The sequence below is a fragment of the Spirillospora sp. NBC_01491 genome (assembly GCF_036227065.1).
Lineage (GTDB): Bacteria > Actinomycetota > Actinomycetes > Streptosporangiales > Streptosporangiaceae > Spirillospora > Spirillospora xylanilytica.
In genome coordinates this window covers 7445043-7468760 of record NZ_CP109432.1, presented here as the reverse complement: position 1 = coordinate 7468760, position 23718 = coordinate 7445043, and the positions used below count along the sequence as shown (strand labels likewise).

Annotated in this window: 22 protein-coding genes and 1 tRNA gene; 5 read left to right on the top strand and 18 right to left on the bottom strand. The window is 72.8% G+C overall.

Features of this window, described 5'->3' with window-relative positions; genetic code table 11:
• Positions 1 to 59 precede the first annotated feature (59 nt).
• Positions 60 to 1241 carry a LuxR C-terminal-related transcriptional regulator gene (locus OHA34_RS34680; RefSeq protein WP_285937082.1) on the bottom strand — a complete coding sequence of 394 codons (1182 nt, stop codon included), beginning with the start codon at positions 1239 to 1241 and terminating at the stop codon, positions 60 to 62.
• A gap of 550 nt (positions 1242 to 1791) precedes the next feature.
• Between OHA34_RS34680 and OHA34_RS34675 the strand changes: the two genes are divergently transcribed.
• Entirely contained in the window at positions 1792 to 1953 is a 162-nt protein-coding gene (locus tag OHA34_RS34675) for a hypothetical protein (RefSeq protein WP_329520024.1), read from the top strand.
• Between the two features lie 103 nt (positions 1954 to 2056).
• On the opposite strand, the gene OHA34_RS34670 is transcribed toward OHA34_RS34675, so the two are convergent.
• Positions 2057 to 2132, bottom strand: a tRNA-Asn gene (locus OHA34_RS34670).
• Between the two features lie 115 nt (positions 2133 to 2247).
• Between OHA34_RS34670 and OHA34_RS34665 the strand changes: the two genes are divergently transcribed.
• Positions 2248 to 2592 carry a YtxH domain-containing protein gene (locus tag OHA34_RS34665; RefSeq protein ID WP_432763006.1) on the top strand — a complete coding sequence of 115 codons (345 nt, stop codon included), beginning with the start codon at positions 2248 to 2250 and terminating at the stop codon, positions 2590 to 2592.
• Here OHA34_RS34665 and OHA34_RS34660 read toward each other — a convergent pair.
• From OHA34_RS34660 to OHA34_RS34615, 10 genes are all read right to left on the bottom strand, one after another.
• Positions 2589 to 3086, bottom strand: coding sequence for a hypothetical protein (locus OHA34_RS34660; RefSeq protein ID WP_329520023.1), 498 nt, complete (start codon positions 3084 to 3086; stop codon positions 2589 to 2591). The two genes, OHA34_RS34665 and OHA34_RS34660, sit on opposite strands and share 4 nt — an antisense overlap.
• A 17-nt stretch (positions 3087 to 3103) precedes the next feature.
• Positions 3104 to 4423 (bottom strand): amylo-alpha-1,6-glucosidase, encoded by a 1320-nt coding sequence (locus OHA34_RS34655; RefSeq protein ID WP_285937088.1) that lies wholly within the window; start codon positions 4421 to 4423, stop codon positions 3104 to 3106.
• Positions 4424 to 4486: 63 nt separating this feature from the next.
• Positions 4487 to 5296: an HAD family hydrolase gene (locus OHA34_RS34650; protein WP_285937089.1), complete on the bottom strand. Its 810-nt coding sequence runs from the start codon at positions 5294 to 5296 to the stop codon at positions 4487 to 4489.
• Entirely contained in the window at positions 5293 to 6456 is a 1164-nt protein-coding gene (locus OHA34_RS34645) for a cysteine protease StiP family protein (protein ID WP_285937090.1), read from the bottom strand. Before OHA34_RS34645 ends, OHA34_RS34650 begins: the two co-directional genes overlap by 4 nt.
• Positions 6453 to 7892 (bottom strand): phosphoribosyltransferase family protein, encoded by a 1440-nt coding sequence (locus OHA34_RS34640; RefSeq protein WP_329522476.1) that lies wholly within the window; start codon positions 7890 to 7892, stop codon positions 6453 to 6455. The genes OHA34_RS34645 and OHA34_RS34640 overlap by 4 nt, the downstream gene beginning before the upstream one ends.
• A gap of 5 nt (positions 7893 to 7897) precedes the next feature.
• Entirely contained in the window at positions 7898 to 9100 is a 1203-nt protein-coding gene (locus OHA34_RS34635) for an HpcH/HpaI aldolase/citrate lyase family protein (protein ID WP_285937091.1), read from the bottom strand.
• Positions 9101 to 9387: 287 nt separating this feature from the next.
• Positions 9388 to 9966, bottom strand: a complete 579-nt coding sequence (locus OHA34_RS34630) for a TerD family protein (protein WP_285937093.1) — start codon at positions 9964 to 9966, stop codon at positions 9388 to 9390.
• 26 nt (positions 9967 to 9992) lie between these two features.
• Positions 9993 to 11123 carry a DUF475 domain-containing protein gene (locus OHA34_RS34625; RefSeq protein ID WP_285937094.1) on the bottom strand — a complete coding sequence of 377 codons (1131 nt, stop codon included), beginning with the start codon at positions 11121 to 11123 and terminating at the stop codon, positions 9993 to 9995.
• A 31-nt stretch (positions 11124 to 11154) separates the two neighbouring features.
• Positions 11155 to 11733 (bottom strand): TerD family protein, encoded by a 579-nt coding sequence (locus OHA34_RS34620; protein WP_285937095.1) that lies wholly within the window; start codon positions 11731 to 11733, stop codon positions 11155 to 11157.
• A 63-nt stretch (positions 11734 to 11796) separates the two neighbouring features.
• A complete protein-coding gene (locus OHA34_RS34615; RefSeq protein ID WP_285937096.1) occupies positions 11797 to 12372 on the bottom strand; it encodes a TerD family protein in 576 nt (191 codons plus the stop codon).
• Positions 12373 to 12579: 207 nt separating this feature from the next.
• Between OHA34_RS34615 and OHA34_RS34610 the strand changes: the two genes are divergently transcribed.
• Positions 12580 to 13827, top strand: coding sequence for a molecular chaperone DnaJ (locus OHA34_RS34610; RefSeq protein WP_329520022.1), 1248 nt, complete (start codon positions 12580 to 12582; stop codon positions 13825 to 13827).
• Between the two features lie 74 nt (positions 13828 to 13901).
• Here OHA34_RS34610 and efeB read toward each other — a convergent pair whose 3' ends face one another.
• The 5 genes from efeB to dnaG form a co-directional block, all read right to left on the bottom strand.
• Entirely contained in the window at positions 13902 to 15176 is a 1275-nt protein-coding gene (gene efeB / locus OHA34_RS34605; RefSeq protein WP_329520021.1) for an iron uptake transporter deferrochelatase/peroxidase subunit, read from the bottom strand.
• Positions 15173 to 16312, bottom strand: coding sequence for an iron uptake system protein EfeO (efeO, locus tag OHA34_RS34600; RefSeq protein WP_329520020.1), 1140 nt, complete (start codon positions 16310 to 16312; stop codon positions 15173 to 15175). Before efeO ends, efeB begins: the two co-directional genes overlap by 4 nt.
• Before the next feature lie 141 nt (positions 16313 to 16453).
• Positions 16454 to 16939, bottom strand: a complete 486-nt coding sequence (locus tag OHA34_RS34595) for a YbjQ family protein (RefSeq protein ID WP_329520019.1) — start codon at positions 16937 to 16939, stop codon at positions 16454 to 16456.
• A 138-nt stretch (positions 16940 to 17077) separates the two neighbouring features.
• Complete coding sequence (gene rpoD, locus OHA34_RS34590; RefSeq protein ID WP_285938567.1) at positions 17078 to 18226, bottom strand: RNA polymerase sigma factor RpoD; 1149 nt, start codon at positions 18224 to 18226, stop codon at positions 17078 to 17080.
• 71 nt (positions 18227 to 18297) lie between these two features.
• Positions 18298 to 20256 (bottom strand): DNA primase, encoded by a 1959-nt coding sequence (gene dnaG, locus OHA34_RS34585; RefSeq protein ID WP_285937102.1) that lies wholly within the window; start codon positions 20254 to 20256, stop codon positions 18298 to 18300.
• A gap of 121 nt (positions 20257 to 20377) precedes the next feature.
• Between dnaG and OHA34_RS34580 the strand changes: the two genes are divergently transcribed.
• Positions 20378 to 20977 (top strand): putative glycolipid-binding domain-containing protein, encoded by a 600-nt coding sequence (locus tag OHA34_RS34580; protein WP_285937103.1) that lies wholly within the window; start codon positions 20378 to 20380, stop codon positions 20975 to 20977.
• Positions 20978 to 21044: 67 nt separating this feature from the next.
• Here OHA34_RS34580 and OHA34_RS34575 read toward each other — a convergent pair whose 3' ends face one another.
• Entirely contained in the window at positions 21045 to 22595 is a 1551-nt protein-coding gene (locus OHA34_RS34575) for a M20/M25/M40 family metallo-hydrolase (RefSeq protein WP_329520018.1), read from the bottom strand.
• Positions 22596 to 22963: 368 nt separating this feature from the next.
• Here OHA34_RS34575 and OHA34_RS34570 point away from each other — a divergent pair, with 368 nt between their 5' ends.
• Complete coding sequence (locus tag OHA34_RS34570; RefSeq protein WP_285937105.1) at positions 22964 to 23716, top strand: hypothetical protein; 753 nt, start codon at positions 22964 to 22966, stop codon at positions 23714 to 23716.
• The last annotated feature ends 2 nt before the right edge of the window (positions 23717 to 23718 follow it).

Here is a 23718-nt window from a genome sequence, read left to right as displayed (position 1 = left end):
GTCCATCGCCCCTGACCCGACGGGGCGGACGGCCGGAGGTGCTCCGGCCGTCCGTCGTCTCAGTCGAGGGCGGTGGCGACGGGCTGCTCCCGGATCACCCAGCCCGCCACGTTGACGCGCGAGGTGCAGTTGAGCTTGCGCATGACGTTGCGGACGTGGTTGACCGCCGTCCATTCGGCGATGCCGAGCCGGCGCGCGATCTGCCGGTTGGTCATGCCCTGCGCCACCAGCATCGCCACCTCCTGCTCCCGCGGCGTCAGCGGCTGCGTGTGCGGCGCCGTCCTGGGCTCCTCGGCCGGTTCGGGCGAGTGCAGGTCGCGGCTGAACGACCGCACTGCGTTCAGCATCCGGAACCGCGGCTCGTCGCCGGGCGAGGCGACGGGGACCAGCAGGTTCTTGTCCACCAGCGTCTCGACGATCTCGGGCGCGATCCCGGTGCCGGCCATCGGCGAGAACGCGTCCTCATGGACCGCCAGCCTGCGGAAGACCGCCTGCTCGGGCCCGGTGAGCCGCTCGTAGCTCCACCCGATCGCCTCCCGCATGCTGGAGTGGTGCGACAGGGTGGGACCGCCGTACAGCACGTCCTGCCCGTCCCGCAGCCGGTTGAGCAGCTCGCGGGGCCGGAACAGCTTGAGCCGCGCCGCCGCGAACTCGATCGCCAGCGGCAGGTCGTCGAGCAGCTCGCACAGGTCGTCCGCCTCGGCGCCGTCGGCGGAGGCCAGCGAGAACCCCGGCCGGACCGCGACGGCGCGCTGCCGGAACAGCTCCACCGACGCGACGCGGGCCAGCGGCGGAACCCGCAGGACCCGTTCCCCGTACAGGTGCAGCGGCTCCCGGCTGACCAGCAGCACCCGGATCCGCGGCCGCTCGGCGAGCAGCCGGGGCAGCCCCGCCGCGAGCGCCTCGGTGAAGTGCTCGGCCTGGTCCAGGATGATCAGCCGGCCGGTCTCGCCCGGTGCGGACAGCGCCTCGAAGACCGTCTCGGCCCGCTCGTGGCCGGCCAGGTCCAGGAACTGGGAGCCGCCGGCGAGATCCTCCATGAGCGCCAGCGCAAGCCGGGTCTTGCCGACCCCCGCGGGCCCGGTCATGGTCAGCAACCGTACCGAGGGGTCGGCGAGCTGCTGCCGCAGCAGCCCGAGCTCGCCGTCCCGTCCCACGATCGGCGCGAAGGCGGCGGCCCCCGGCCCGGAGCGCGCACCCTTCCCCGCCGAGAGACGTGACTGGATCTGCCCTGACGCCATCCCGTACTCCCTCGACATGAAGATCACGCTCAGTCGCCGATAGATATCAAATGAGATGCGCATAAGCGGGAAAATGTTCACTTCGCGGAGGACTCCCGGACACGAGTCCGGCGGTCACCACCGCCCCCGCCCGCACCCCCGCCCCTCCTGCACCATTCGCACACAAAAAAATACCCCCGGCCGGGGCCGGGGGTATCGCGGCTAGCGGGGGCCGATCACGTTGCAGGGGCGCCGCGACCTCCCTGAACGACCGATGGTCCGCGGCGCCCCGAACCGCCGGCGCCGCGAACCGAGTGATCTCACAAATCACTCTGTGTAGGAGAGTAGTCACCCCCACACCGACAAGTAGACCTTTTCACGAACTTCCAAAAAGCCGCCGGCGCGACGATCTACCAAATAACCCGACAGAACCCGTATCAGGCAAATACCATCTCATTCCCAAAGATTCCTTATCGCCCTATGCCGGGGCAGCCGGTGCGCACCTTCGCGGCGCAGGCCGTCGAAGACGAGGGCGACCGCCGAGGTGCAGCCGGGCGAGACCCTGCACTTCGTGCTCGACCTGGACGGCGGGATGCGGGAAGTCGGCGAACTCGCGGAAAGCGGTGCGCTCACGGCCACGGTAGGCCGCCGCGACACCCTCGACGAGGGCGCGCGGGCGTGCGGCGGCTTCGCCCGTCCGCACACCACCGGCAAGATCGTCGTCACGATGTGACCCGGCACGCCGGGCAGCCTCACCGGCTCGGCCGGTCGGCCGAAAAAAGGCCGGGTCCCGTCTCGTGGAGACGGGACCCGGCCTTGTCATGTTCGCGCTGAGATGGCTCCCGCGATTGGACTCGAACCAATAACCTGCCGGTTAACAGCCGGCTGCTCTGCCGATTGAGCTACGCGGGATCGTGCTCGCTCGCCGGGGCCGTTGCCCCTGCCAGCGCGTCCAGATTAGCGCATGCCAGGGGCTGCTCGCGCACGCTTATCGGGGCGCGGGACTGGAGGCCGGGTTCCTGGGTAGGTGGAGGACACGAATCCGCTGCACCGGGGGTTGGACATGAAGTACCGCGCGACGTTCATCGCGGGTGCCGCGGTCGGCTACGTCCTGGGGACGAAGGCCGGGCGCGAGCGCTATGAGCAGATCAAACGCACCTCGCGGCGGGTGGCCGAGAACCCGACCGTGCAGGAGGCGGCCGGGGTGGTCCGCGCCAAGGGCGAGGAGCTGGCCGGGGCCGCCAAGGACAGGGCCGGCGACCTGGCGACGAACGCGCGGGACCGGGTCCCCGACCAGATCGGCGACCGGATCCCCGGCGGGCGGCGGGTGCCGGCGGAGTACCGGGACCCGCGCAGCGAGAGCCTGCGCTAGAGGCCCGTCTGGCGGCGCAGGTCCTGGAGGATCTGCTCCGCGTGGGCGCGCAGGCCCGGGTCGTCCGGGTCGAGGCCGGCCTCGAAGACGAACGACCAGCGGACGCCGCCCCCTTCGGCGGGGCGGCGTCCGGCGATGCGCACGCCGCCGCCGCCCGGGAGGCGGGCGTGATGGGTGAGGACGACGGTCGCGGTGACGCGTTCGCGCACGGTCTCGGGCACCGAGCCGGGCTCGGTGAGCCGCACGTGGTGCTCGGGGCCGCCGGAGGTCTCCTGGACGTGCAGCCAGCCGTCCTTCCACGACGCCTGGTCGACGCGTTCCCAAGGGACGCTGGTGAAGCCGCCCTCGGCGGAGGGCAGGCGCAGGGCGGTGGTGGTCGCGACGACGAACGACCCGCCGCGGGTGGGCGCGTGCGCGAGGACGCGCTCGCCGCGGTCGAGGGCGAGCGCGTCGCGGACGGAGGCGGGCAGCCGGGCGGCCCGGAGTAGGCGCATCCCCCCAAGGTAGGCGATCACGCCGCCCAGGGCGCGCGGCGGGCCCCGAGCAGGTCCAGGACGACCGCCGCCGACCACGAGTGGTCGTGGCCGCCGCGGCCGGTGCCGTCGAACGGGTCGAAGTACTCGCGGAACCCCGACTGCCGGACGAGCCGCAGCGTCGCCCCGTACAGCAGGTCGGCGATCACCGGGAGGCCGTGCGCGAGCGCCCCGTGCCAGAGCAGCCAGTTGGTGTTGATCCAGGTCGGGCCGCGCCAGTACCCGCCGCGGTCGAAGGCGGGCGCCTGGATGTCGCAGGTCGGCACCGGGTACCCGGCCGCGCCGGCGAAGCGGGCCGACAGCAGCAGGTCGACGAGGTGCCGGACGATCGGAGCGGGCAGCCCCGGGTCCATGAGGGGGCCGAACGCGGCGACGGTGACGACGGGCAGGAGCCGGCCGGCGCGCAGGTCCAGGGCGCGGAAGCAGCCGCCGTCGCGGTCCCACAGCCGGTCGAGGAGGGCGTGCCGGATCCGCTGGGCCCGCTCGCGGTGCGGCACCGGGTCCGCGCCGATGATCTCCGCGATCTCGGCGAGGGCGTGCGTGGAGGCCAGGTAGGCGGCGTTGACGAGCGGGTCCTCCACCGCGAACGGATGGTCCTCGCGCAGGTGGCCAGGGGCGTAGCCGGCCTCGCGCAGGAGGGTGACCAGCCACACGTAGCGGTCGTAGTCCTCCCCCGTCGGCATGGTGTGCCGGGTGCGGCGCGGCGCGTACCGGGCGGGCGGCAGCCGCAGTGCGCCGAGCGGGCGGTCCCAGGCGGGGCTGTTCTCCAGGCCCGACTCCCAGGGATGGCAGATCGCGACGAGGCCGCTGGACTCCAGATCGCGGGCGCGCGCGAGGTAGCGGTGCTGCGCCACGAGCATCGGGTACAGGCGGGCCAGGAAGCCGCGGCTGCGCTCGCCGTCGGCGGCGCATTCGTGCAGGCGCAGCGCGGCGAGCGCGTGCAGCGGCGGCTGGACGAGCCCGGACGTGGGCACACCGTGCGGCGCGGCGGGCTGCCGGTCGCTGCGCCACAGTTCGGGGCCGGGGAAGTAGGCGTCCCGCGCGATCTCGGTGTTGAAGACGATGTGCGGGAGCAGACCGTCGGCCCACTGCCCGCGGAACAGCGACAGGAGTTCGGCCTCGGCGCGGTCCGGCCGGTGCCGGGCCAGGCCCATGCTGACGAACGCCGAGTCCCAGCTCCACTGGTGCGGGTACAGGCCGGGCGACGGCACGGTGGCCGTCCCGGTCCAGTTGGCGTCCAGGACCCGCGCCGCGGCCTGCCACAGCGTGGTCTCGTCGCCGGTCAGACGGGAGGTCATGGGCTCAGCGTGACCCCCAGGCCGCGTTCTGGCCACCCCCTGGGGCCGGGCGCGTCCGGGCGGTCAGGCATCGGTGGCGCGGGCCAGCAGCCAATCCGCGATCTCCTCGCCCGCGGCGATGCCGGCGGCGGCGGTGACGGCGGTGCCCGGGGAGGACCAGCCGGTGTCGTGCAGCTCGCCGTGCGCGGGCCGGATCGCGGCGCCGGCCGCCTCCAGCAGTTCGATGTCGAGAAGGGAGTCGCCGGCCGCGAGCGTCGTCGTGGCGCCGGTGCGGCGGGCGACCTCCGCCGCGGCGGCGGCCTTGGTCAGCGACTCGGGCAGGCAGTAGACCTTGCGGCCTTGCAGGGACGTCCGCCAGCCGCGTTCGGCGCACCAGCCGGTGAGGTCGTCGACCCAGCCGCCCGGAAGCGCGGCGCGGTCGACGACCGTATAGGCGAAGAGGCCGGACGCGCTGCGCCGCTTGAGGACGAAGTCGCCGCCGGTGGCGGCGAGGCGCTCCTGCACCTCGGCGAGCGCGACACCGGACTCTGCCGTACGGGCCCGTACGGCAGAGGACCAGTCGGCGTCGTCGGCGCCGTCCACCAGAAGGTGACCGCCGTTGGCGCAGATCGCGTACGCGGGGGGCTTCTCCAGCAGGTGCACACGCGCGTACTGCTCGGGGGTGCGCGTCGTCGTGGGGACGAGCGTGGCGCCGGCCGCCAGGGTCTCCAGGGTGCGCGCCGCCGTCTCGGTGACGTACGACAGGGGCGCCCCCTGGTAGAACTCCACGCACAGCAGCCGCGGCATCGTCTCGTCCGGTCCGGTGAGGGCCATCGACGACGCCGAGTAGATGAGCGTGCGGTCGAGGTCGGAGCAGACCAGCACACCGCTCATTGGACGGCCTCCTTGCCGAAACGCGGGTGGATCAGCCCCACGCACGCGTAGGGGAACTCCGCTGGGCCGACCTCCAGGACGGGAACGTCCCGTTCGGCTGCCAGCAGCCGGATGTGCGTCAGGTCGGGCCCGGCGTCGGCGCGGACGAGGACCTTCCAGGGGACGCGGCGCAGCAGCACCCGCGTCGTCTCCCCCACGCCCGGCTTGATCAGGTTGAGGTCGTCGACGCCGTGCGCGCGGCCGACGCGCCGCACCGCCTCCCAGCCCGACCAGTCGGGCGAACGGTCTGCGTCGCGGAGCGCGGGCAGGTCCTTGGCGACGCGTTCGGCGACATCGCCGAACCGCGCGGACACGGTGTCGAGGAACAGTCCGGACACGTCGTCGGCGGCCAGCTCGGCGTAGGACTTCGCGCCGTGGAAGTCGTCCGGGCCGATCAGCGCGTCGTTCAGCACGGTACGGCTGACCAGCCCCGACACGGTCGAGTTGAGGCACGCCGAGGGGATGAGGAAATCGTCGCGGGTGCCGTGCAGGGACGTGCAGCGCCCGGGGTCGGCGAGCACCGCGGGCTCGCCGGGGAACCGGTGCCCGGTCGCGGCGGCGTGCGCGTCGACCGCGGCGGCCAGCTCCCGGGTGATCGCGCCCTTGCCCGTCCAGCCGTCGACGAACAGTACGCCGGACGGATCGTGGTGCTCGGCCAGGAACCGCAGCGCCACCCCGTCGATGCCCCGGCCGCGGACGATGCTGACCGCGTAATGGGGCAGGTCGAGCCCGTGCGCGAACCGCGCCCAGCGCCGCGCCAGCACCCCGACCGGCGTGCCCGCGCGGGCCAGCGAGACCAGCGTGAGGTCGTGGCCGCGCTCGGCGAGGGCCAGCTCGGTGACCATCGCGGCGGCGTAGGCGACCCGTTCGGCCGACGCCTCCAGCGCCTGGTGGAACAGCCGCCGGTAGGCGGGCCCCGGCTGGTACTCCACCGGGAGCGACTCGGCGTAGTGCGCCCGGCCCGCCTGGATGGCGGCCTCGCGCTCCTCGGTGGGCGCCTCCAGCGGCACCGCCGACAGGTCCTTCAGCAGCCACGCGACATCGGCGGCGGGGTAGCTGCCGAAATCGGGCCCGTACAAGGGGTCCGGCAGGCGCGCGCGCGTGCGGGTTCGGGGGCTCACGGGCGCTCCCCTCCCCCGCGGAAGGACGGGACGGTGGCGAGGACGACGGGCGCGAGCGCGGCCAGCCGGGCCAGCAGCCCGTCCGCGAGAGCGCGGGTGTCGGCGACGTCGTCGACCACGAGCACGATCGCGTCGAACGCGCGGGCCGGGTCGCTCCCCGGGGCGACGTTGTAGGCGTACCGCTCGCCCGTCCCGTCGGCCGGGTCGTCGTGTGCGGGGAAGGCCAGCCGCGTACGGATGGCGTAGCCCGGGTCGTCGACCGCGAGGACCGGCGAACGGGTCGTCGTGGAGAAGCGGACGTCCACGCGCGGGAGCATGTCGGCGAGCGCCTCCGCGAGCCGCAGCGGCGCGTACATCAGCTCCTCGGATCCCAGCACCAGCACCCGCCCCTCGGCGCCGGGCAGCCGCGCGGCGACGCGGCCCGCCATCGCGGGGAGGGCCTCCTCCAGCCGTCCGCGGTCGCCGGGCGAGAACCCGTGCCGCCCGCCGTCGGGCAGCCCCGCCGGCCAGTCCAGATCGGCCCGGACGACACCGAACCCCGTCCCGGGGGCACCGGTCTCCACGGACCCGGCGGAGAGCCCCGCGACGAGCTGCTGGCCGGCCTCCAGGACACCCTCAGGGAGGCCGACCCGCCCGTGCGCGAGAGCGACCACGTCGATCCGGACGCCGAGCGCCGCGGCGAGCGCCCGCGTCCGCTCCCGGTCGTCCGGGCCGCGCACGTCCACCAGCGCGGCCACGACGTAGCGGCGGCGCGGCCGGACGGCGTGCAGCGCCTCGATGGTGTTGAGCACGGTGCGGCCGGTGGACAGCTCGTCGTCGACGAGCACCACCGGGACGTCCCGGTCGAACGCCGCCCGGTCGGCCGGCAGCAGCAGATGGCTGGTGGCGTGGCTGTGCTCCTCCTCGAACCCGCCGTAGGTGCCGAAACCCGCGACGGGACGCCGGGTGGAGTGCAGGTAGTAGGCCCCGCGCAGGGCGTCGGCGACCGAATGCCCCAGCGACGTGGCCGTCTCGGCGTAGCCGAGCACCACCGCTTCGACGGGCGGCCCGGACTCGCCCAGCCGGTCACGGAGCGCGGCGGCGGCGCCGGGCGACCCACCCAGCGATTCCAGCAGTAGCGGCCCGGACGCGCCGGGACCGGACCCGGCGGCGCCCGTCAGGCGGCCCCGGACCAGCTCGCCCAGCAGCAGCCCCGCCCCGTGCACCAGGCGCGGATCGGTCGGCACGTGCTTGCCGAGCACCGCCGACACCAGCAGGTGCGCGCGGCGCGGGTTGCGCCGCACCGCCAGCCCCACCAGGTCGCCGAGCCCGGCGCCCACGGGCCGCTCACCGTCGTCCAGGAGCACCCCGAGGCGCTTGGCGACCCATTCCCCCGGCCAGACGCCGCCGGACCCCGTACCCGGCTCCCGGAGTGCCCGCGAGTCCTCCACCGGCATCCCGCTCACGCCTGGCCCGCCCGGCTCAGAACCGCGTCGCCGCGCGCCGGCCCCGCGGGGCCGGCGGCGTCGATCAGCTCGACGAACGTGACGCCCTCGGCCGCCACCCCGAACACCCGGGCGCGCAGCATCAGCCGCTCGGCCCACGCGCGGTGCGGCTTGGCCTCGTTCATCTTGTTGGCGTACGAGCTGGCCATCGCGCCGCCACCGGACCAGCCGAGGATGTCGGCGGCGTCGCAGTACTCCTCGTGGGTGACGACCGAGAGCGCGTGCACGGTCGCGACATGGCTCGGATGGATGACCGTCTTGCCGGTCAGGCCGTTGGCCTTGTCAAGGTGCACCTCGCGGATCAGCCCGTCCAGGTCGGAGGTGATCAGCCGCTGCCGCAGCGGCGCGGCGTGCTGCGCCTCGAACGGCGACCGCCGTAGCTGCGGCTTGAACATCCGCTCTCCGGCGGAGAAGTACTCCCACACCGGCCCGGTCACCACGAAGCCGGTGCCGTCGGCCCGGCCGAGGATGTTGACCACGTCGGAGATCGCGCCCGCGACGGGCCGGATGTCGTAGATCGTCAGGTCCGGCGGGCGGCGCAGCCCGTAGGCCGCGGACATGTCGGTGGCGCCCAGCCGGATCGCCAGGATCCGGTCGCGGTGCTTGTCGAGCAGCAGCGCCACGTCCCGCAGCAGCTCGGCGCGGGACTCGGCGTGCACCGCCTCGCGGCTCTCGATCACCGGCATCGCCAGCAGCCGCAGCCCGGTGCGCGCGGCGGTCTCCTCCAGCGCGTCCAGGAACGGGGCCCCGTCCGCGGCGGTGAACTTGGGCAGCACGAAGCCGGTGACGAGCTCGGCGGCGTCGCCGAGCCGGTCGACCAGGTCGGCGATCTGCCCGGGGGCGCGGACCCGGACGAACAGCAGCGGGGCGTCGCCGCCCCGCTCGCGCAGGTCGCGGAACTGGGCCACCGCGTTGGCCTCGGCGTCCGCGACGTCGGCGTCGGCGATGGCGTCTTCCAGGCACACCACCATGCTGGCCACCCCGCGGCGGGCGGCCTTCTGGACGTCGTCGGCGAGCGCCGGACGGGTCGCCGGGGCGTAGAGCGTGGCCCCGAGCGCCACGGCCAGGACCGCCGGATCGTCATGGCGGTCGAAGCTGCGGGGGTGCCGGTAGAACAGGTGCTTCCGGCGAGCGGTGTCGATGTGGTCAAAGTGCCGCATGCACGCAGGTCCCCCCAGGGTCGGCTCCACCGCCCCGCGGCGGGCGGATCGTCATCGGTCCCCGCCCGGGGCCGGTCCCCGGAGCCTTCACAGAATATGTCGCGTCCGACAGCGCATTAGGGTGAATCCACCCACAAATGCTTCGGAATGGTTCTGAATGCCGCCGGGCACCGCACGTCACGGAGCCCGGCGCGCGGTCGCCGCGTCCCGTCACGGCGCGTCCCGTCACGGACGGAAGCCCCCGGGCACGCCCGGGGGCCCGCACGGCGCCGCGGCGCCGCGTCCGCTCAGAGGTGCTCGGAGACGGCCGGCAGCAGGTGCTGGAACGTGCGGCCGGTGGCGGTGGCGCCGATCGCGGTCATCGACCAGCCCTGCCCGTCCCGGGCCACCTTCGCCATGATCTGGGCGTTGTGCTCGCCCGCGCCGCTCAGGTCGAAGCGGGCCAGCTCCTGCCCGGTGGCCTCGTCGACCAGCCGGCAGAACGCGTTGGAGATCTGCGTGAAGTCCTGCCCGGTGAACGAGTTGACCGTGAACACCAGCTGGACGACGTTCGCCGGGACCTGCTGGAGGTCGACGTTGATCACCTCGTCGTCGCCCTCGCCCGCGCCGGTGAGGTTGTCGCCGGTGTGCAGCACCGAGCCGTCCTTGCTGCGCAGCTGCCTGAACCACACCGCATCGGCGAGGTTGCCGCTGGCGTCGAACAGCAGGCAGGACGCGTCGAGGTCGATCGTCTGCGCCTTGCTCTTGCCGAACCGGCCCTTCTTCTCGACCGCGTCCCAGCCCAGGCCCATCTTGACCTGGCTGAGGGTGCCGCCGCCGGGCTTGGCCAGCGAGACCTTCTGCCCCTTCTGCAACGAGATCGACATCATCGGCTCCTTCGTGGATGGGGGTGTCACACCTGGACGGAGCGCGCCGGCCGGTCGTCGTCCGCGCCGGCGCCGCCGTCGCGGTCCCTGTTGCGGGCCACCGAGCTGACGAACGCCGCGATGATCAGTCCGGCACCCAGCCCGCCGGTGATCCACTCGGACACGTGGTGGCCGATGCTGACCAGCATGCAGACCGCCAGCGCGCCGATCGCCCAGTGCGCGCCGTGCTCGAGGTAGATGTACTCGTGCAGGGTGCCCTTGCGGACCAGGAACACGGTGAGCGACCGGATGTACATCGCGCCGATGCCCAGGCCGAGGGCGATCACGATCGGGTCGGTGCTGATCGCGAACGCCCCGATGACGCCGTCGAAGGAGAACGAGGCGTCCAGCACCTCCAGGTAGAGGAACAGGAAGAACCCGGCCTTGCCGGTGGCGAGCGCCAGCGCGCTCGCTCCGCCCGTGCGGCCCGCGGTGGCGGGAACGGGCTTGTCGCCGGCCTCCCCGTCCTTGCCCTCGTCGTCCTCGTCGTCGCCGGCCACGTCGGAGAACAGCTCGCCCAGCCCGTTGACCAGGATGTAGGTCACCATGCCGAGCACACCGGCGATCATCACCTTGCCCGGCTCGGCCGCGAACAGCCCGGCCACGAAGGCCAGCGAGCCGCCCGCGACCACGACCGAGAGCTGGTCCAGCTTGCCGATGCGGGCCAGCGGGCGCTCCAGCCACGGCAGCCACGTGTCGGCCCGTTCCTCGAACACGAAGTCGAGGAACAGCATCAGCAGGAACATCCCGCCGAACGCCGCGATCATCGGGTAGGCGTCGTTCATCAGCTGGTGGTAGCGGTCGGCGTCGTTCAGCGCGAGGTCGAACGCCTCGACCGGGCCGAGCTGCGCGGTGACCCCGACGATCAGCAGCGGGAAGACCAGCCGCATGCCGAACACCGCGATGGCGATGCCGACGGTCAGGAAGATCTTCTGCCAGAACGGGCTCATCCGGTCCAGCACCTTGGCGTTGACCACGGCGTTGTCGAACGACAGTGAGATCTCGAGGACGGCGAGCACCGCCACCAGCGCGAGCCCGGTGGGCCCGTCGTACAGGAACGCGATGAGCAGGCCCACGACCGTGACGCCGAAGGACCACCCGAAGGTGCGAAGAATCATGCGAGTATCTCTGCTAGGTATGGGTCGACCATCAACCGACGTTGACGCCGAAGTCCATGGCGATGCCGGCCAGACCCGAGGCATACCCCTGGCCGACCGCGCGGAACTTCCACTCCCCGCTGTGCCGGTACAACTCCCCGAACACCATGGCCGTCTCCGTGGAGGCGTCCTCGGTGAGGTCGAACCGCGCAAGCTCGTTGTTGTCGGACCGGTTCACGATCCGGATGAAGGCGTTGCGGACCTGGCCGAAGCTCTGCTGCCGGTTGTCCGCGTCATAGATCGACACCGGGAACACGATCCGGTCGCACTCGGCCGGCACCGCGACGAGGTCGACGTTGATGCTCTCGTCGTCGCCCTCGCCCTCACCGGTCAGGTTGTCGCCGGTGTGCTCGACGCTGCCGTCCGGGCTCCTCAGATTGTTGAAGAACACGAAATGCTGGTCGGACATCACCTTCCCGCCGGTGGAGAGCATCAGCGCCGAGGCGTCCAGGTCGAAGTCGGCGCCCGTGGTGGCGCGCACGTCCCAGCCGAGCCCCACGGTGACGGCGGTGAGGTTGGGCGCGGCCTTCGTCAGCGAGACGTTGCCGCCCTTGGCGAGTGATACTCCCATGATCGGGTGCTCCTGTCGGTGTCGTTCGGTCGGTGCTCGGCGGGTTACGACGCCGGATCGCGGTCAGATGTTGACGCCGAAGTCCGTCGCGATCCCGGCCAGGCCCGAGGCGTACCCCTGGCCGACCGCGCGGAACTTCCACTCGGTGCCGGCGCGGTAGAGCTCGCCGAACACCATCGCGGTTTCCATGGAGGCGTCCTCGGTCAGGTCGTAGCGCGCCAGCTCCTCGCCGCCGGACTGGTTGGCGACCCGGATGTAGGCGTTGCGGACCTGGCCGAAGTTCTGGCTCCGGGAGTCGGCCTCGTGGATGGAGACCGAGAAGGCGACCCGCTCGGCGGTGGGCGCCATCGCGGCGAAGTCGACCTTGATCTGCTCGTCGTCGCCCTCGCCGGCGCCGGTGGTGTTGTCGCCGGTGTGCTCGACGCTGCCGTCCGGGCTCTTCAGGTTGTTGAAGAACACGAAGTGCTGGTCGGTGAGGATCTTGCCGGACGCGTCCAGCACCATCGCCGAGGCGTCCAGGTCGAAGTCGGTGCCGGTGGTCGTCCGCAGGTCCCAGCCGAGGCCCACGGTGACCGCGGTCAGCCCCGGCGCCTGCTTGGTGAGAGAGACGTTCCCGCCCTTGCTCAGACTGACACCCACAGTGCCTCCAAGATCGCATGCCGTATCGGACGCCGGTCGGGCGCCTCGATACTCCGACGATGCAGCGATGCTATCCGTTCCCTCCCGCGGGAGAGGATTACCGTTCCAGCGCCTCCTCCGGCCGTCCCGCGGCCGAAAGGGGGCCCGGAGACGGTGAACGCATCCCGCGATCTGCGGGAGACTGGACGGCGGGGAAGGGAGGCAGCGTTGCGGGGAGCGGGTGACCAGCGGCGCCGCGGCCGGGGGGCTCAGGCCGAGGCCGCGGCGATCGAGGCCAGGGAGGCGGCGTCCACCGCCTTCTACGACATGGACCAGGCGCAGAAGTACCTGGGCGGCCGGGTCACCGTGTTCGCCGACCTGGACTCGACCGCGGCCGCCCCGTCGCAGCGGGACTTCACCAGGCTCGACGAGGCCGCCAACGCCGCCGCCGTCGCCTACATCTCGGTGCTGGACGCCAACCCGCTCGATGACCAGGACCGGTCACCGGGGGAGTTCGACGAGGCACGCCGGGCGTTCGCCGCCGTCACCGAGCGGCTCCAGAAGATCAACGGCGACCTGAACGGCTTCGCCGAGCGGCTCGCCCCCCGGATGGCCCGGCTGGAGGCGGCGCTCGACCAGCTCCCGCCACGCCTGTCGGCCGCCCGCGACGCGGTGGCGGCGGCCGACGCCGCGATCGCCGCCGCGCGGGAGGCGGGGATGGACGCCTCCGAGCCCGAGGCGGAGCTGGCGCGGGCCCGGGAGGCGCTGGCGCGGCTGAGCTCCCAGGGGCTCGGCGGGCTCGGCCTCGCCGGGGCGCTGAGCCAGGCCGACGAGGTCCTCGCCATCGCCGAGAGGGCCCGCGAGGCCGCCGCCGAGCTGCCGAAGCTGGCCGGCAAGGTCCGCAACGCGCTGACCTCGGTCCGTACCCGGGCCGACGCCGTCGCGGGCCGCGTCGAGCCGGTCCGCACGGCGATGCGACTGCTGCTGCGCGGCTACTCGCAGGCGTGCTGGCAGGACCTCAGGGGCGCGCCCGAGGCCATCGAAGCCGGCGCGACCCGTGCCAGGGAGCGGCTGAACGAGGCGTCCGAACTGATCGCGCGGGCCGACTGGAAGCGGGCCCAGCAGGCGCTGACCGCCGCCCGCGCCGAGCTGAACGCCGCCGACCGCCGGGCCGGGCAGGTCACCGGACGGGTCGCCGAGCTCGACGCGGCGGCGGCCGACCCCGCCAAGCCCGCCGAGGCGGCCAGGTTCGCCGTCCGCGACGCCCAGCGGCTCGCGATGGCCCAGCCGGGGGGCGCGGCGCCGCACCACGCCCGCGTCCTGGACTCGCTCGTCGCCCGTCTCGAACGGGCGCCGAAGGGCCTGACCGGCACCAACCCCGACTACTGGGCCTACCTCCAGGAGCTGGAGTCGGTGAAGACCGCCGCGGGCGACGTGGTAGCCCGCATCCGTTCAGAACGCGCCGGCCAGAGCTGAACGGCGCCCTCAGGGCCCGCAGGACGCTGAGGGCGCCGATGCGGCAGGCCGTGTGCCGAGCCGGCGCCGCCGGGTCAGGTGAAGAGTGTGTCGCCCCAGTGGCCGCCCTGGCGGACGCCGGGCGGGCAGGCGTAGACGCCCGAGCCGACGTGCTGGATGTACTCGTTGAGCGCGTCGGTCGCCAGCGACTGCTGGATCTTGATGAAGCCGGTGCGGGGGTCGCGCTGGAAGGCGATGAAGAACAGGCCCGCCTCCAGGCGGCCCAGCCCGTCGGAGCCGTCGGTGAACGAGTAGCCCCGGCGCAGGATCCGGGCGCCGCCGTTGGAGTCGGGATGGGCCAGGCGGACGTGCGCGTCGGGCTTCAACCGGGCCAGGACGACCTTGTCGCGCTCCTTCGCGCCGCCGGCCGGCGCGCCCTCGCCCTTGTCGCGGCCGAAGACGTCCTGCTGCTCGCGCAGAGAGGTGCGGTCCCAGGTCTCGATGTGCATCCGGATCCGGCGGGCGACCAGGTAGGAGCCGCCCGCCATCCAGTCCGAGCCGTCGCCGCCGGCCGCCCAGACGTGCGCGCCGAGCGGCCCGGCCTCGGTGCCGGCGATGTTCTCGGTGCCGTCCTTGAACCCGAACAGGTTGCGCGGCGTCTGCGCGTCCGGGGTGGTGGACGAGGTCTTGCCGAAGCCGAGCTGCGACCAGCGCACCGCGACCACCCCGAACCCGATCCGGGCCAGGTTGCGGACGGCGTGCACGGCGACCTGCGGATCGTCCGCGCACGCCTGGACGGCGATGTCGCCGCCGCCGCGGTCGGGATCGAGCCTGTCCCCCGGGAAGTGCGGCAGGTCGACCAGCGCGGGCGGGCGCCGCGCCTTGAGGCCGAACCGGTCCTTGCCGTCCTTCTCGAACAGCGTGGCGCCGAACCCGATCGTCAGGGTCAGCCGGGACGGCGGCAGCCCTTCGGCCTCGCCGGTGTCGTCGGGCGGGGCCACCGCGGACCCGCCGACCGCGCCCTGCCCGACCGGCCTGCCCGCGGTCATGGCCGCCGCGGCGGCGGTCCACTCCTTGAGCATCCGGACCAGTTTGGCGCGGTCGTCGGTGATCACGTCGAACGCGGCGAAGTGCAGCCGGTCCTGGACGGGGGTGGCGATGCCCGCCTGGTGCGGGCCGTGGAAGGCGACGGCCGCGCCGGCGGGCTCGCGCTTCTCGGCCGCCGACGCGACGTGGTCGAGGCCCGCTCCTGCGGCGGCACCCACCAGCAGGCTCGCGCCGGAGAAGCCCAGCATCCGGCGGCGGGACACGCCCGCGGCCCCGGCCGCCGCAGGCCCGCTCTCTCGTTCCTCCGGACCGGCCTGGCTCACTTGCTCACCGCCCCCGCGAGCTTGGACAGCGGCTCGCCGAGCGCGTTGACGGCGTCGCCGAGCTTCTTGCGGTCGGCCTTGCCGACGGTCTCGTAGGACACGTAGCCGTCGCCCTTCTCGTGCTCGGCGAGCAGCTTCTCGACGGCGGCGAAGTTCTCGTCGAGGTCGCCGGCGAGCGCGGCGTCCTTCTCCTGGACGACCGGCTTGAGCAGCTCGTAGATTTTCTTGGCGCCGTCCACGTTGGCCTTGAAGTCGACCAGGTCGGTGTGGCTGAACGCCTCCTCCTCACCGGTGACCTTGCCGGTGGCGACCTCGTCGAGCAGTTCCTTGGCGCCGCCCGCCATGTCGTTGACCGGGTCGAGGGTCAGGCCCGGCAGCCGGGACTTCAGCACGTCGAGGTCCTTGAGGAGCTGCTCGCCGAACTTCTGCTCGCCCTTGACCGAGCCGTCCTTCCAGAGCGCCTTCTCCAGCAGGTGCCAGCCGGTCCAGCCGGCCTTCTCCTCGGCGGAGAGGTCGGCCTCGCGGGCGTCGATCTTGGGGTCGAGGTCGCCGAACTTCTCCGCGACCGGCTCGATGGTCTCCCATCCGACCCGGGACGGCGCGTACAGCTCCTTGGCCTTGGCGACGTCGTTCTCGTTCACCGCCGCCACGAACTGCTTGGTCTTGGCGATCGTGTCGTCCACGTTGGCGATGACGAACGCCTTGTAGTCGGCCGCGGCCTTGGTCAGCCGCTGGTCGCCGCCGCCGGCGGCCTGTCCGGACACGGTGATGTCCTGGGTCGGGCCCTTGCCGGTCTGCCCGGCGCTGCACAGCACCTTGTAGGTGCCGGCGGCGAGGCTGACCACGAAGTCCACGCTGGTGCCGGGGCCGATGTTCTCCCGCTCGGCGAGGATCTTGCCGTCCGGCTTGAGCACCTCGAACTCGTTCACCTTCGAGCCCTTGTTGGCGACCTTGAAAGTGGTCTTGCCCGCGGGCAGCTCCTTCTTGGCGACCTCGCAGGCGTCGTCGGTCGCGGTCACCCCGATCGCCGCGGCACCCGCCGCGCCCTCGGCGTCCTTCTCACCGCCGCAGGCCGAGAGCAGGGACATCGACAGTACGGCGGCGCCCGTGAGGGCGAGGACCGGGGCAGGGCGCATGAGGGACTCCAGGGGAGAACATATTTGGTTAGGCTCGCCTAAATTAGCCAATGCTAACCTCGGTGCGCCAGTCGCCCCCATGACAGAGCGGCACCCCACCCCGGCTGTGAAGATCAACACATCCGGGAGGGACGTACCGGGCTACCTCGGACGGTCGTTCAGGCCGATCGTCAGGTTGCGCGCGGCCATCGGCGGGCCGCCCGGCTGCGCCTCGCCGAACGGCGGCATCTGCCCGCCGGGCGAATGCTGGGGCCGCTGCCCGTGCTGCGGCTGCCCGTGCTGCGGCTGCTCGCGTCCGGGCGCCTGCGCCGGCTCGGCCCACACCGCCGTCCCGTACGCGCAGACCTCATGGCCGTTCCCGAGCGCGGCGGTGTCGAAGCACATGCCCACCACGGCGTTGGCGCCCTTGCGGCGGGCCTCCTCGCCGAGCCGGTCGACCGCCTCGCGCCGCGCCGCGGCCAGGCCGGTGGCCGGACGGTCGCCGGTGACCCGGAACGTCGAACTGCTCCCCGGCTGGTCGGACGCGGGCGCCCGCCCCTGATCCGCCTGGACCGCGGTCCCCAGGGCCTCGCCGAGCACGCTGCGGATCTCGTACCCCGCCAGGCCGTCAGTCGTCACGATCAGCATGGCCACACGGTATTCCACCCCCCGACGGATGACGCCCTTCCCCCTTCGCGACGATCCACGGCACGGTGGCAGTGCCGGTGAGCGGCGTCCCGCGAACCGCCCCCGCACCGTGGGTGGGGGGGCGGTTCGCCGAAGGGGTCAGTCCAGGTACTCCTTGAGGACCTGGGCGCGGGACGGGTGGCGCAGTTTGGCCAGCGTCTTGCTCTCGATCTGGCGGATCCGCTCCCGGGTCACGCCGAACTCCCTGCCGACCTCCTCGAGGGTGCGCGGGTGGCCGTCGGTCAGGCCGAAGCGCAGCTGGATGATGCGCTGCTCGCGGTCCGACAGGGTGCCGAGGATGTCCTCCAGCTGGTCCTGGAGGAGGATGAACGCCGCCGCCTCGATCGGCACGACCGCGTCCGCGTCCTCGATGAAGTCGCCGAGATCGGAGTCCTCCTCCCCGATCGGCGACTGGAGCGACACCGGCTCCTGGGCGATGCGCTGGATCTCCACGACCCGGACGGGGGTCAGGCCCATCTCCAGGCCGATCTCCTCGGGGATCGGCTCCCGGCCGAGGTCCTGGTGCAGCTGGCGCTGCACCCGGACCAGCTTGTTGATGGTCTCCACCATGTGCACCGGGATCCGGATGGTCCGGGCCTGGTCGGCGATCGCACGGGTGATCGCCTGGCGGATCCACCAGGTGGCGTAGGTCGAGAACTTGAACCCCTTGGTGTAGTCGAATTTCTCGACCGCACGGATGAGTCCGAGATTGCCCTCCTGAATCAGGTCGAGGAACAGCATTCCCCGGCCCACATAGCGTTTGGCGATCGAGACGACCAGCCGCAGGTTGGCCTCGATCAGGCGTTGCTTCGCCCGTACTCCCTCACGGGCGAGCAGTTCGAGGTCGAGCCGCTCGCCGCGGGCGAGGATGGCGGTGTGCGCCATCTTCTCCTCGGCGAACAGTCCCGCCTCGATCGATTTAGCGAGTTCGACTTCATCTTCTGCCGTGAGAAGCGGTACGCGACCGATCTCTCTCAGATAGATCCGAACCAGGTCGCTCGTCGGCGCCCGCTTGCCGAGGTCTCCCTCGTCCACTCGCGTGACGTCCTCGGCCTCCTGCTGGGAGGAATCGAGGACCTCTACCCCCTGCTCTGCGAGCATCCGGACGATCCGTTCCAGGGAGTCGTCCGGCAAGTCGGAGCGATCGAGCGCGGCAGCAACGTCATCGACGGTCACACCGCCGCGTTCTCTGCCGCGTGCGACGAGGTCCGCCACCTGATCAACCGATGGCGCCTCGCTTGGCAGCACCGAAGGGCCCACGGGGACAGTCTGCGTCACGAGGGGCCTAGATCACAGGACCTATTTTGCGGTCTCTTGACTTACTGCGACCCAAGCCCGCGCTCGCGCAACACCCGTCTCTGCTGCTCAAGCGCGACAAGATCGCCGAAGAGCCGGTTGTACTCCTCGGGCTGCTCGGCCGGATTCAGCCGCTGGAGTTTAGATTTGGCGTTCGCGATCATGCGGGTGAGCTGGCGTTCCTGTATTCGGGCCAGCAGTTCCACGCCATAGCGGTCGTCCGAATCCTGGGCGGCGTGCACCGGCTCCACCCCGAACAGCGTCACCAGGCCCTTGACCTGCTCGTTCGGGGCGTGCTCGAGCAGCAGCGCGACCCATTCGGCGCTCCCCCCGGCGAGCGCGACCCCGCCGGCCGCGGCGATGACCGCCCGCACCGCCACGTGCGGCGGCGCGATGAACGCCTCGGGCGGCACCTCGTCGAACCCCGGGCCGAGCACCGCGGGCCGCTGCACCGCGAGTTTGAGCAGCTCGCGCTCGCGCTGCACCTCGGGATCGTTCGGATCGTAGGCCGGACGCTCGGCCAGGGGACGCGCCTCGCCCTGCCGCCGCGGGTCGCCCTGCTGCCCGCGGTCGCCGCGGCCGGCTCCCTGGCGCCCGCCGTTGCCCTGGCCGCCCCCTTGGCGCCCGCCGTTGCCCTGGCCGCGCGCCTGATCGCGCGCCGACAGCTCGCGGACGCGGCGCAGCACGAACTGCTCGTCCATGATGCCGAGCCAGCGGTCGAGGCTGACCGCGTACATCTGCCGCAGCGACCGGTCCTTGATCGCCGCGACCACCGGGGCCGCCGCGTCGAGCGCGGCCAGCCGCCCCTCGGCGGTGTCGAGGTCGTGCCGCTGGATCGCGCTGCGCACCGCGAACTCGAACAGCGGGAGCCGCGAGGCCACCAGATCGCGCACCGCCGCGTCGCCGTGCCGGATCCGCAGGTCGCACGGGTCGAGCCCGTCGGGCTGAACGGCGACGAAGGTCTGCGTGACGAACTTCTGCTCGTCGGCGAACGCGCGCAGCGCCGCCTTCTGCCCTGCCGAGTCGCCGTCGAAGGTGAAGATGACCTCGCCGCGGAACTCGTCCTGGTCCATCAGCAGCCGGCGCAGCACCTTGATGTGGTCGTCGCCGAACGAGGTGCCGCAGGTCGCGATCGCGGTGGGGATGCCGCTCAGATGGCAGGCCATCACGTCGGTGTAGCCCTCGACCACGACCGCCTGCCGCCGCCGGGCGATCTCCTTCTTGGCCAGGTCGGCGCCGTACAGCACCGAGCCCTTGTGGAAGATCGGCGACTCGGGGGTGTTGAGGTACTTGGGCCCGTCGTCGTCCTCGTACAGCTTGCGCGCGCCGAATCCGATCACGTCGCCGGTGAGGTCGCGGATCGGCCAGATCAGCCGGCCGCGGAACCGGTCCATCGGCCCGCGCCGGCCCTCCTTGACCAGCCCGCCCGCGATCATCTCCTTGTCGGAGAAGCCGCGCAGGCGCAGGTGCCGGACGAGCGCCTCCCACTCGCGCGGCGCGAAGCCGACCCCGAACCGGGCCGCGTCGGCGGCCTCGAAGCCCCGCTCGGACAAGAACCTGCGGCCGATGATCGCCTCGGCCGAGCCGAGCTGCTCGGCGAAGTACTCGGCGGCGGCCTTGTGCGCCTCGATCAGCCGGGCGCGCTGCCCGCCGTCCTGCCGGGGCCGGGCGCCGCCCTCCTCGTACCGGAGCTGGATCCCGACCTGCGCCGCGAGCCGCTCGACCGACTCGGAGAACGACAGGTGCTCGATCTCCTGCACGAACTTGATGACGTCGCCGCCGACGCCGCAGCCGAAGCAGTACCAGAGCCCGCGGCTCGGGGTGACGTTGAACGAGGGCGACTTCTCCTCGTGGAAGGGGCACAGGCCCTTGAGGTTGCCGCCGCCGGCGTTGCGGAGCTGGAGGTACTCCGCGATCACGTCGGCGACGGACGACCGCTCTCGTACGAGCGCGATGTCCTCATTGCGAATCCGGCCTGCCACGGCGGCGAGTCTAATGGCGCGGCCCGGCATCCGGCGCATCCCGATGGAACCGGGCACCGCCCCGGCGGCGGCGGACGGGCGCACCGTCCCCACCGCCGCCGGAGCAGAGGACACTGGGGGGATGACCCGATCACTGGTGTGGGTGAAGCCCGCGGGCGCGGAGACGGCGGACGTCGACCTCGGCGGGGGGCGGCTGGCCGCGTCCGGGGCCGCCCTCGGCGGCGGGCCGTTCCCCTATCGGCTGGAGTACGAGCTGACCACGGGTGAGAGGTACGTCACCGCGCGGCTGCTGGTCCGGGCGAACGGGATCGACCCCGAGACCGGGCCGTGGGAGCGGGCGCTGGAGCTGATCAACCGGCCGGAGGGCGACTGGACCGTCAACGCCCGGTCGGAGGGGCACGTGGCGATGCCGCCGCCCGGCGGGGACGCGGAGGCGGTGCGGGGCGCGCTCGACTGCGACCTCGGCCTGTCCCCACTCACCAACTCGATGCCGGTGCTGCGGTCGGGGTTTCTGGACGGCGGCCCGCCGGCCGAGCACCTCATGGCCTGGGTGTCGGTCCCCGACCTGGCGGTGCGGCCGTCCCGGCAGACGTACGCGTTCGTCCGCCGGGAGGGCGACCGCTCGGTGGTGCGGTACTCCAGCCCGGGGTTCGTGGAGGAGATCATCTTCGACCGGGACGGGCTGGTGCTCGATTACCCGTCCATCGGGCACCGGGTCTGAGGCGCCGCCGCCGGCGTTCCCGGGCGAAGGCCCCGCCGGGAACGCCGGGGCCTTCGCCCGGGACCGGTCAGCGGACCCTGAAGGCGTCGAAGAGGCGGTACATGAACTCGGTGCCCTGCTGGAGGGCGGCGACGCCGATGCGCTCATCGGTGCCGTGCATGGTGATGAGCTGGTCGTTGTCGAGAACGTACGGATAGACGCCGTAGCCGGGCACGCCGCGCGACGTCCACGGGGAGAGGCTGGTGCCCGCCTCGAAGAGCGCGGGCGCGAACACCGCGTCCGGGTAGGTCTTGCCGGCGGCGGCGCGGACGGCAGAGTAGAGGGGCGAGTCGATGCTGGACGGGGGCGCGGCCGACTTCGCGTCCAGGCGCTTGAGCACGTCCTCCTCCGACTCCCCCGCCTCGCCCGCGACCTTGACCGTCACGTCGCGGCCGTGCAGGCGCTCGCGCAGCTGCGCCACGAAGTCCCGGGGGCGCTGCCCCCCGGGGATGCCGCGGCAGTTGAGGCGGAGCGTGGCGGTCGAGGGGATGACGTTCTCCTTGTAGCCCGCGTCCTCGATGACGAAGGCGTGGGTGGTGCGCAGCAGTGCGCGGTGCAGCCAGGGGTACGAACTGCGCTTGACGACCAGGGCGGCGGCCCGTTCGCGCGCGGCCTGGCTGCGGGCCGAGAGCATCAGCTCCAGCGCCCGCCTGAACGCACCGTCGTCCGTCGCCTTGGCCAGCGCGCCGAAGTACTCGCGGGTGACCGGGGTGAGCGCGACGGGCGCGAGCCAGGTGTCGATGGCCGCGACCGCGCGGGACAGGGTGGCGACGGCCGAGCCGGGGCTGGGCTTGGAGGAGTGCGTGGCGGTGCCGTCGGCGACCAGGTCGAGGTTGAAGTAGACCTTGTCCTGGCGGGTCACGGTGATGAGCATCGGGGTCTCGCGGTCCTTCTGCGCGAGGAACCAGCCGCCCTCGGTCAGCACCATGCCCGCGTCGATCTTGTCCCAGTGGTGCTCGGCGAGCCAGCCGGAGCCGTACGGGCCGGACTCCTCGTCGCAGTCGGTCAGGACGATGATGTCGCGGTCGAACCGGGCGCCCTCCTTGACGTGCCGGAGCAGCGCGGTGACGAACGCGGCGTTGGCGCCCTTCATGTCGAGCGAGCCGCGGCCGTAGACCTCGCCGTCCTTGACCACGCCCGCGAAAGGGTCGACCGACCATTTGTCACGTTCCACCGGAACGACATCGGAATGTCCGAGCAGCAGCAGCGGAGCCGCCGAGCCGGTGCCCTTGATCCGGGCGATGAGGTGGACGTTGTCCTTCTTCGGGGTGGGGACGATCTCGGCGGGGACGCCGGCCGACTCCCAGACGCCCTTGAGCATCTCGGCGTGCGGCCGGGTGATCCCGCCGTCGCCGTGGTTCTGGGTGTCGAAGGCCAGCATCTTCTTGAGCAGGGCGAGCGGATCGAGGTCGGCGGGCGCGATCCCGCGGGCGGGCACGGTCCCCCGGGCGGCGGCGGGCGCGGCGGCGGCGGTGCCCCCGGCGAGGGCACCCCCGGCGAGCAGGACCGCGCCGGCACCGGTGCGGTGCAGGAACGTTCGGCGGCTGACGGGCTCTGGGGAATCGGTCGGCGTTGACATAGGAGCTCCTCGTGATGGGTTGGCGGAGGCTGCCTCGGGGACCGGGTGGGGAGCGCTCAGCGCCGCCGGACGGCGGCCGTCACCTCCGGGCCATTGGTGATCACCATCAGCACGTTGATCGTCCCGGCCCGGACGATCGTTACGCGCGGCGGCGCGGGCGTGCGGGCGTGCGGCACGCGGTCGCCGCGGGCGGAATGGGCACGTCCGGACGGAGAACCGAGAGTGCGGGCGAGGACGCGGGAAGGGCGCGGGGACCGTGGCCGGGTCCGGCCGCGCCTGGGCCCCGCGCGGGCAGGGGCGCTCTGGACAAACCGGCGGGCGCACGATGGGATGGCGGACCGAGATCTCGCCCACCACCAGGCGGCCCGATGACGCAGGTTGTGCTCGACGGCATTGACAAGGTGTATCCCGGCATGGCCGACCGGATCGCGGTGCTGCGCGACGGCCTGCTGGAGGACGTCGGGACGCCCGAGCAGATCTACCAGGACCCGGCCACGGTGTTCGTCGCGGCGTTCCTCAGCACCCCGCCGATCAACCTGCTGCAAGCGCGGGCGTGGGTGCAGGAGGGGCAGAGCGTGCTGCTCGACCTCGGCCCGCAGCGGCTCACCATCCCGGCGCACGACCCGCGCGCCGCGGCGATGATCAGCCATCACGGCGCCCCGGTCATCGTCGGGATCCGCCCGGACGCCCTCACCCTCGCGACCGGCACGTCCGGCACGTCCGACACGAAGAGCGCGGACGGCGCGGGCAGGGCGGTGCTGTCCGGGTGCGTCCGCGCGCTGGAGTTCCACGGGTCCGACTGGCTCGCCTACGCCGAGGCGGGCATCGCCACGGCCGACCCGAACGAGGTGGGCCGCGCGCACGCCGCCGCCTCGCCCGATCCGGGGCCGTCCGGGCTCGCGGGCCGGATGCGCGGGCTGCTCGGCCTAGCCGGCGCGGGCGCCGTTCCGGACGAGGTCTCCGAGGAGCACTCCGGCCACCACCGGCGCTCGGACCTGGTGTTCCGCATCGCGTCCGGCCGCCGTCCAAGCCGGGGCGACCGGGTGGACCTGGGCGTCGACCTGAGCCGGGTCCTGCTGTTCGGCGCCGACGGCAGGCGCGTCACCCCGGTCCGCCGCTGAGG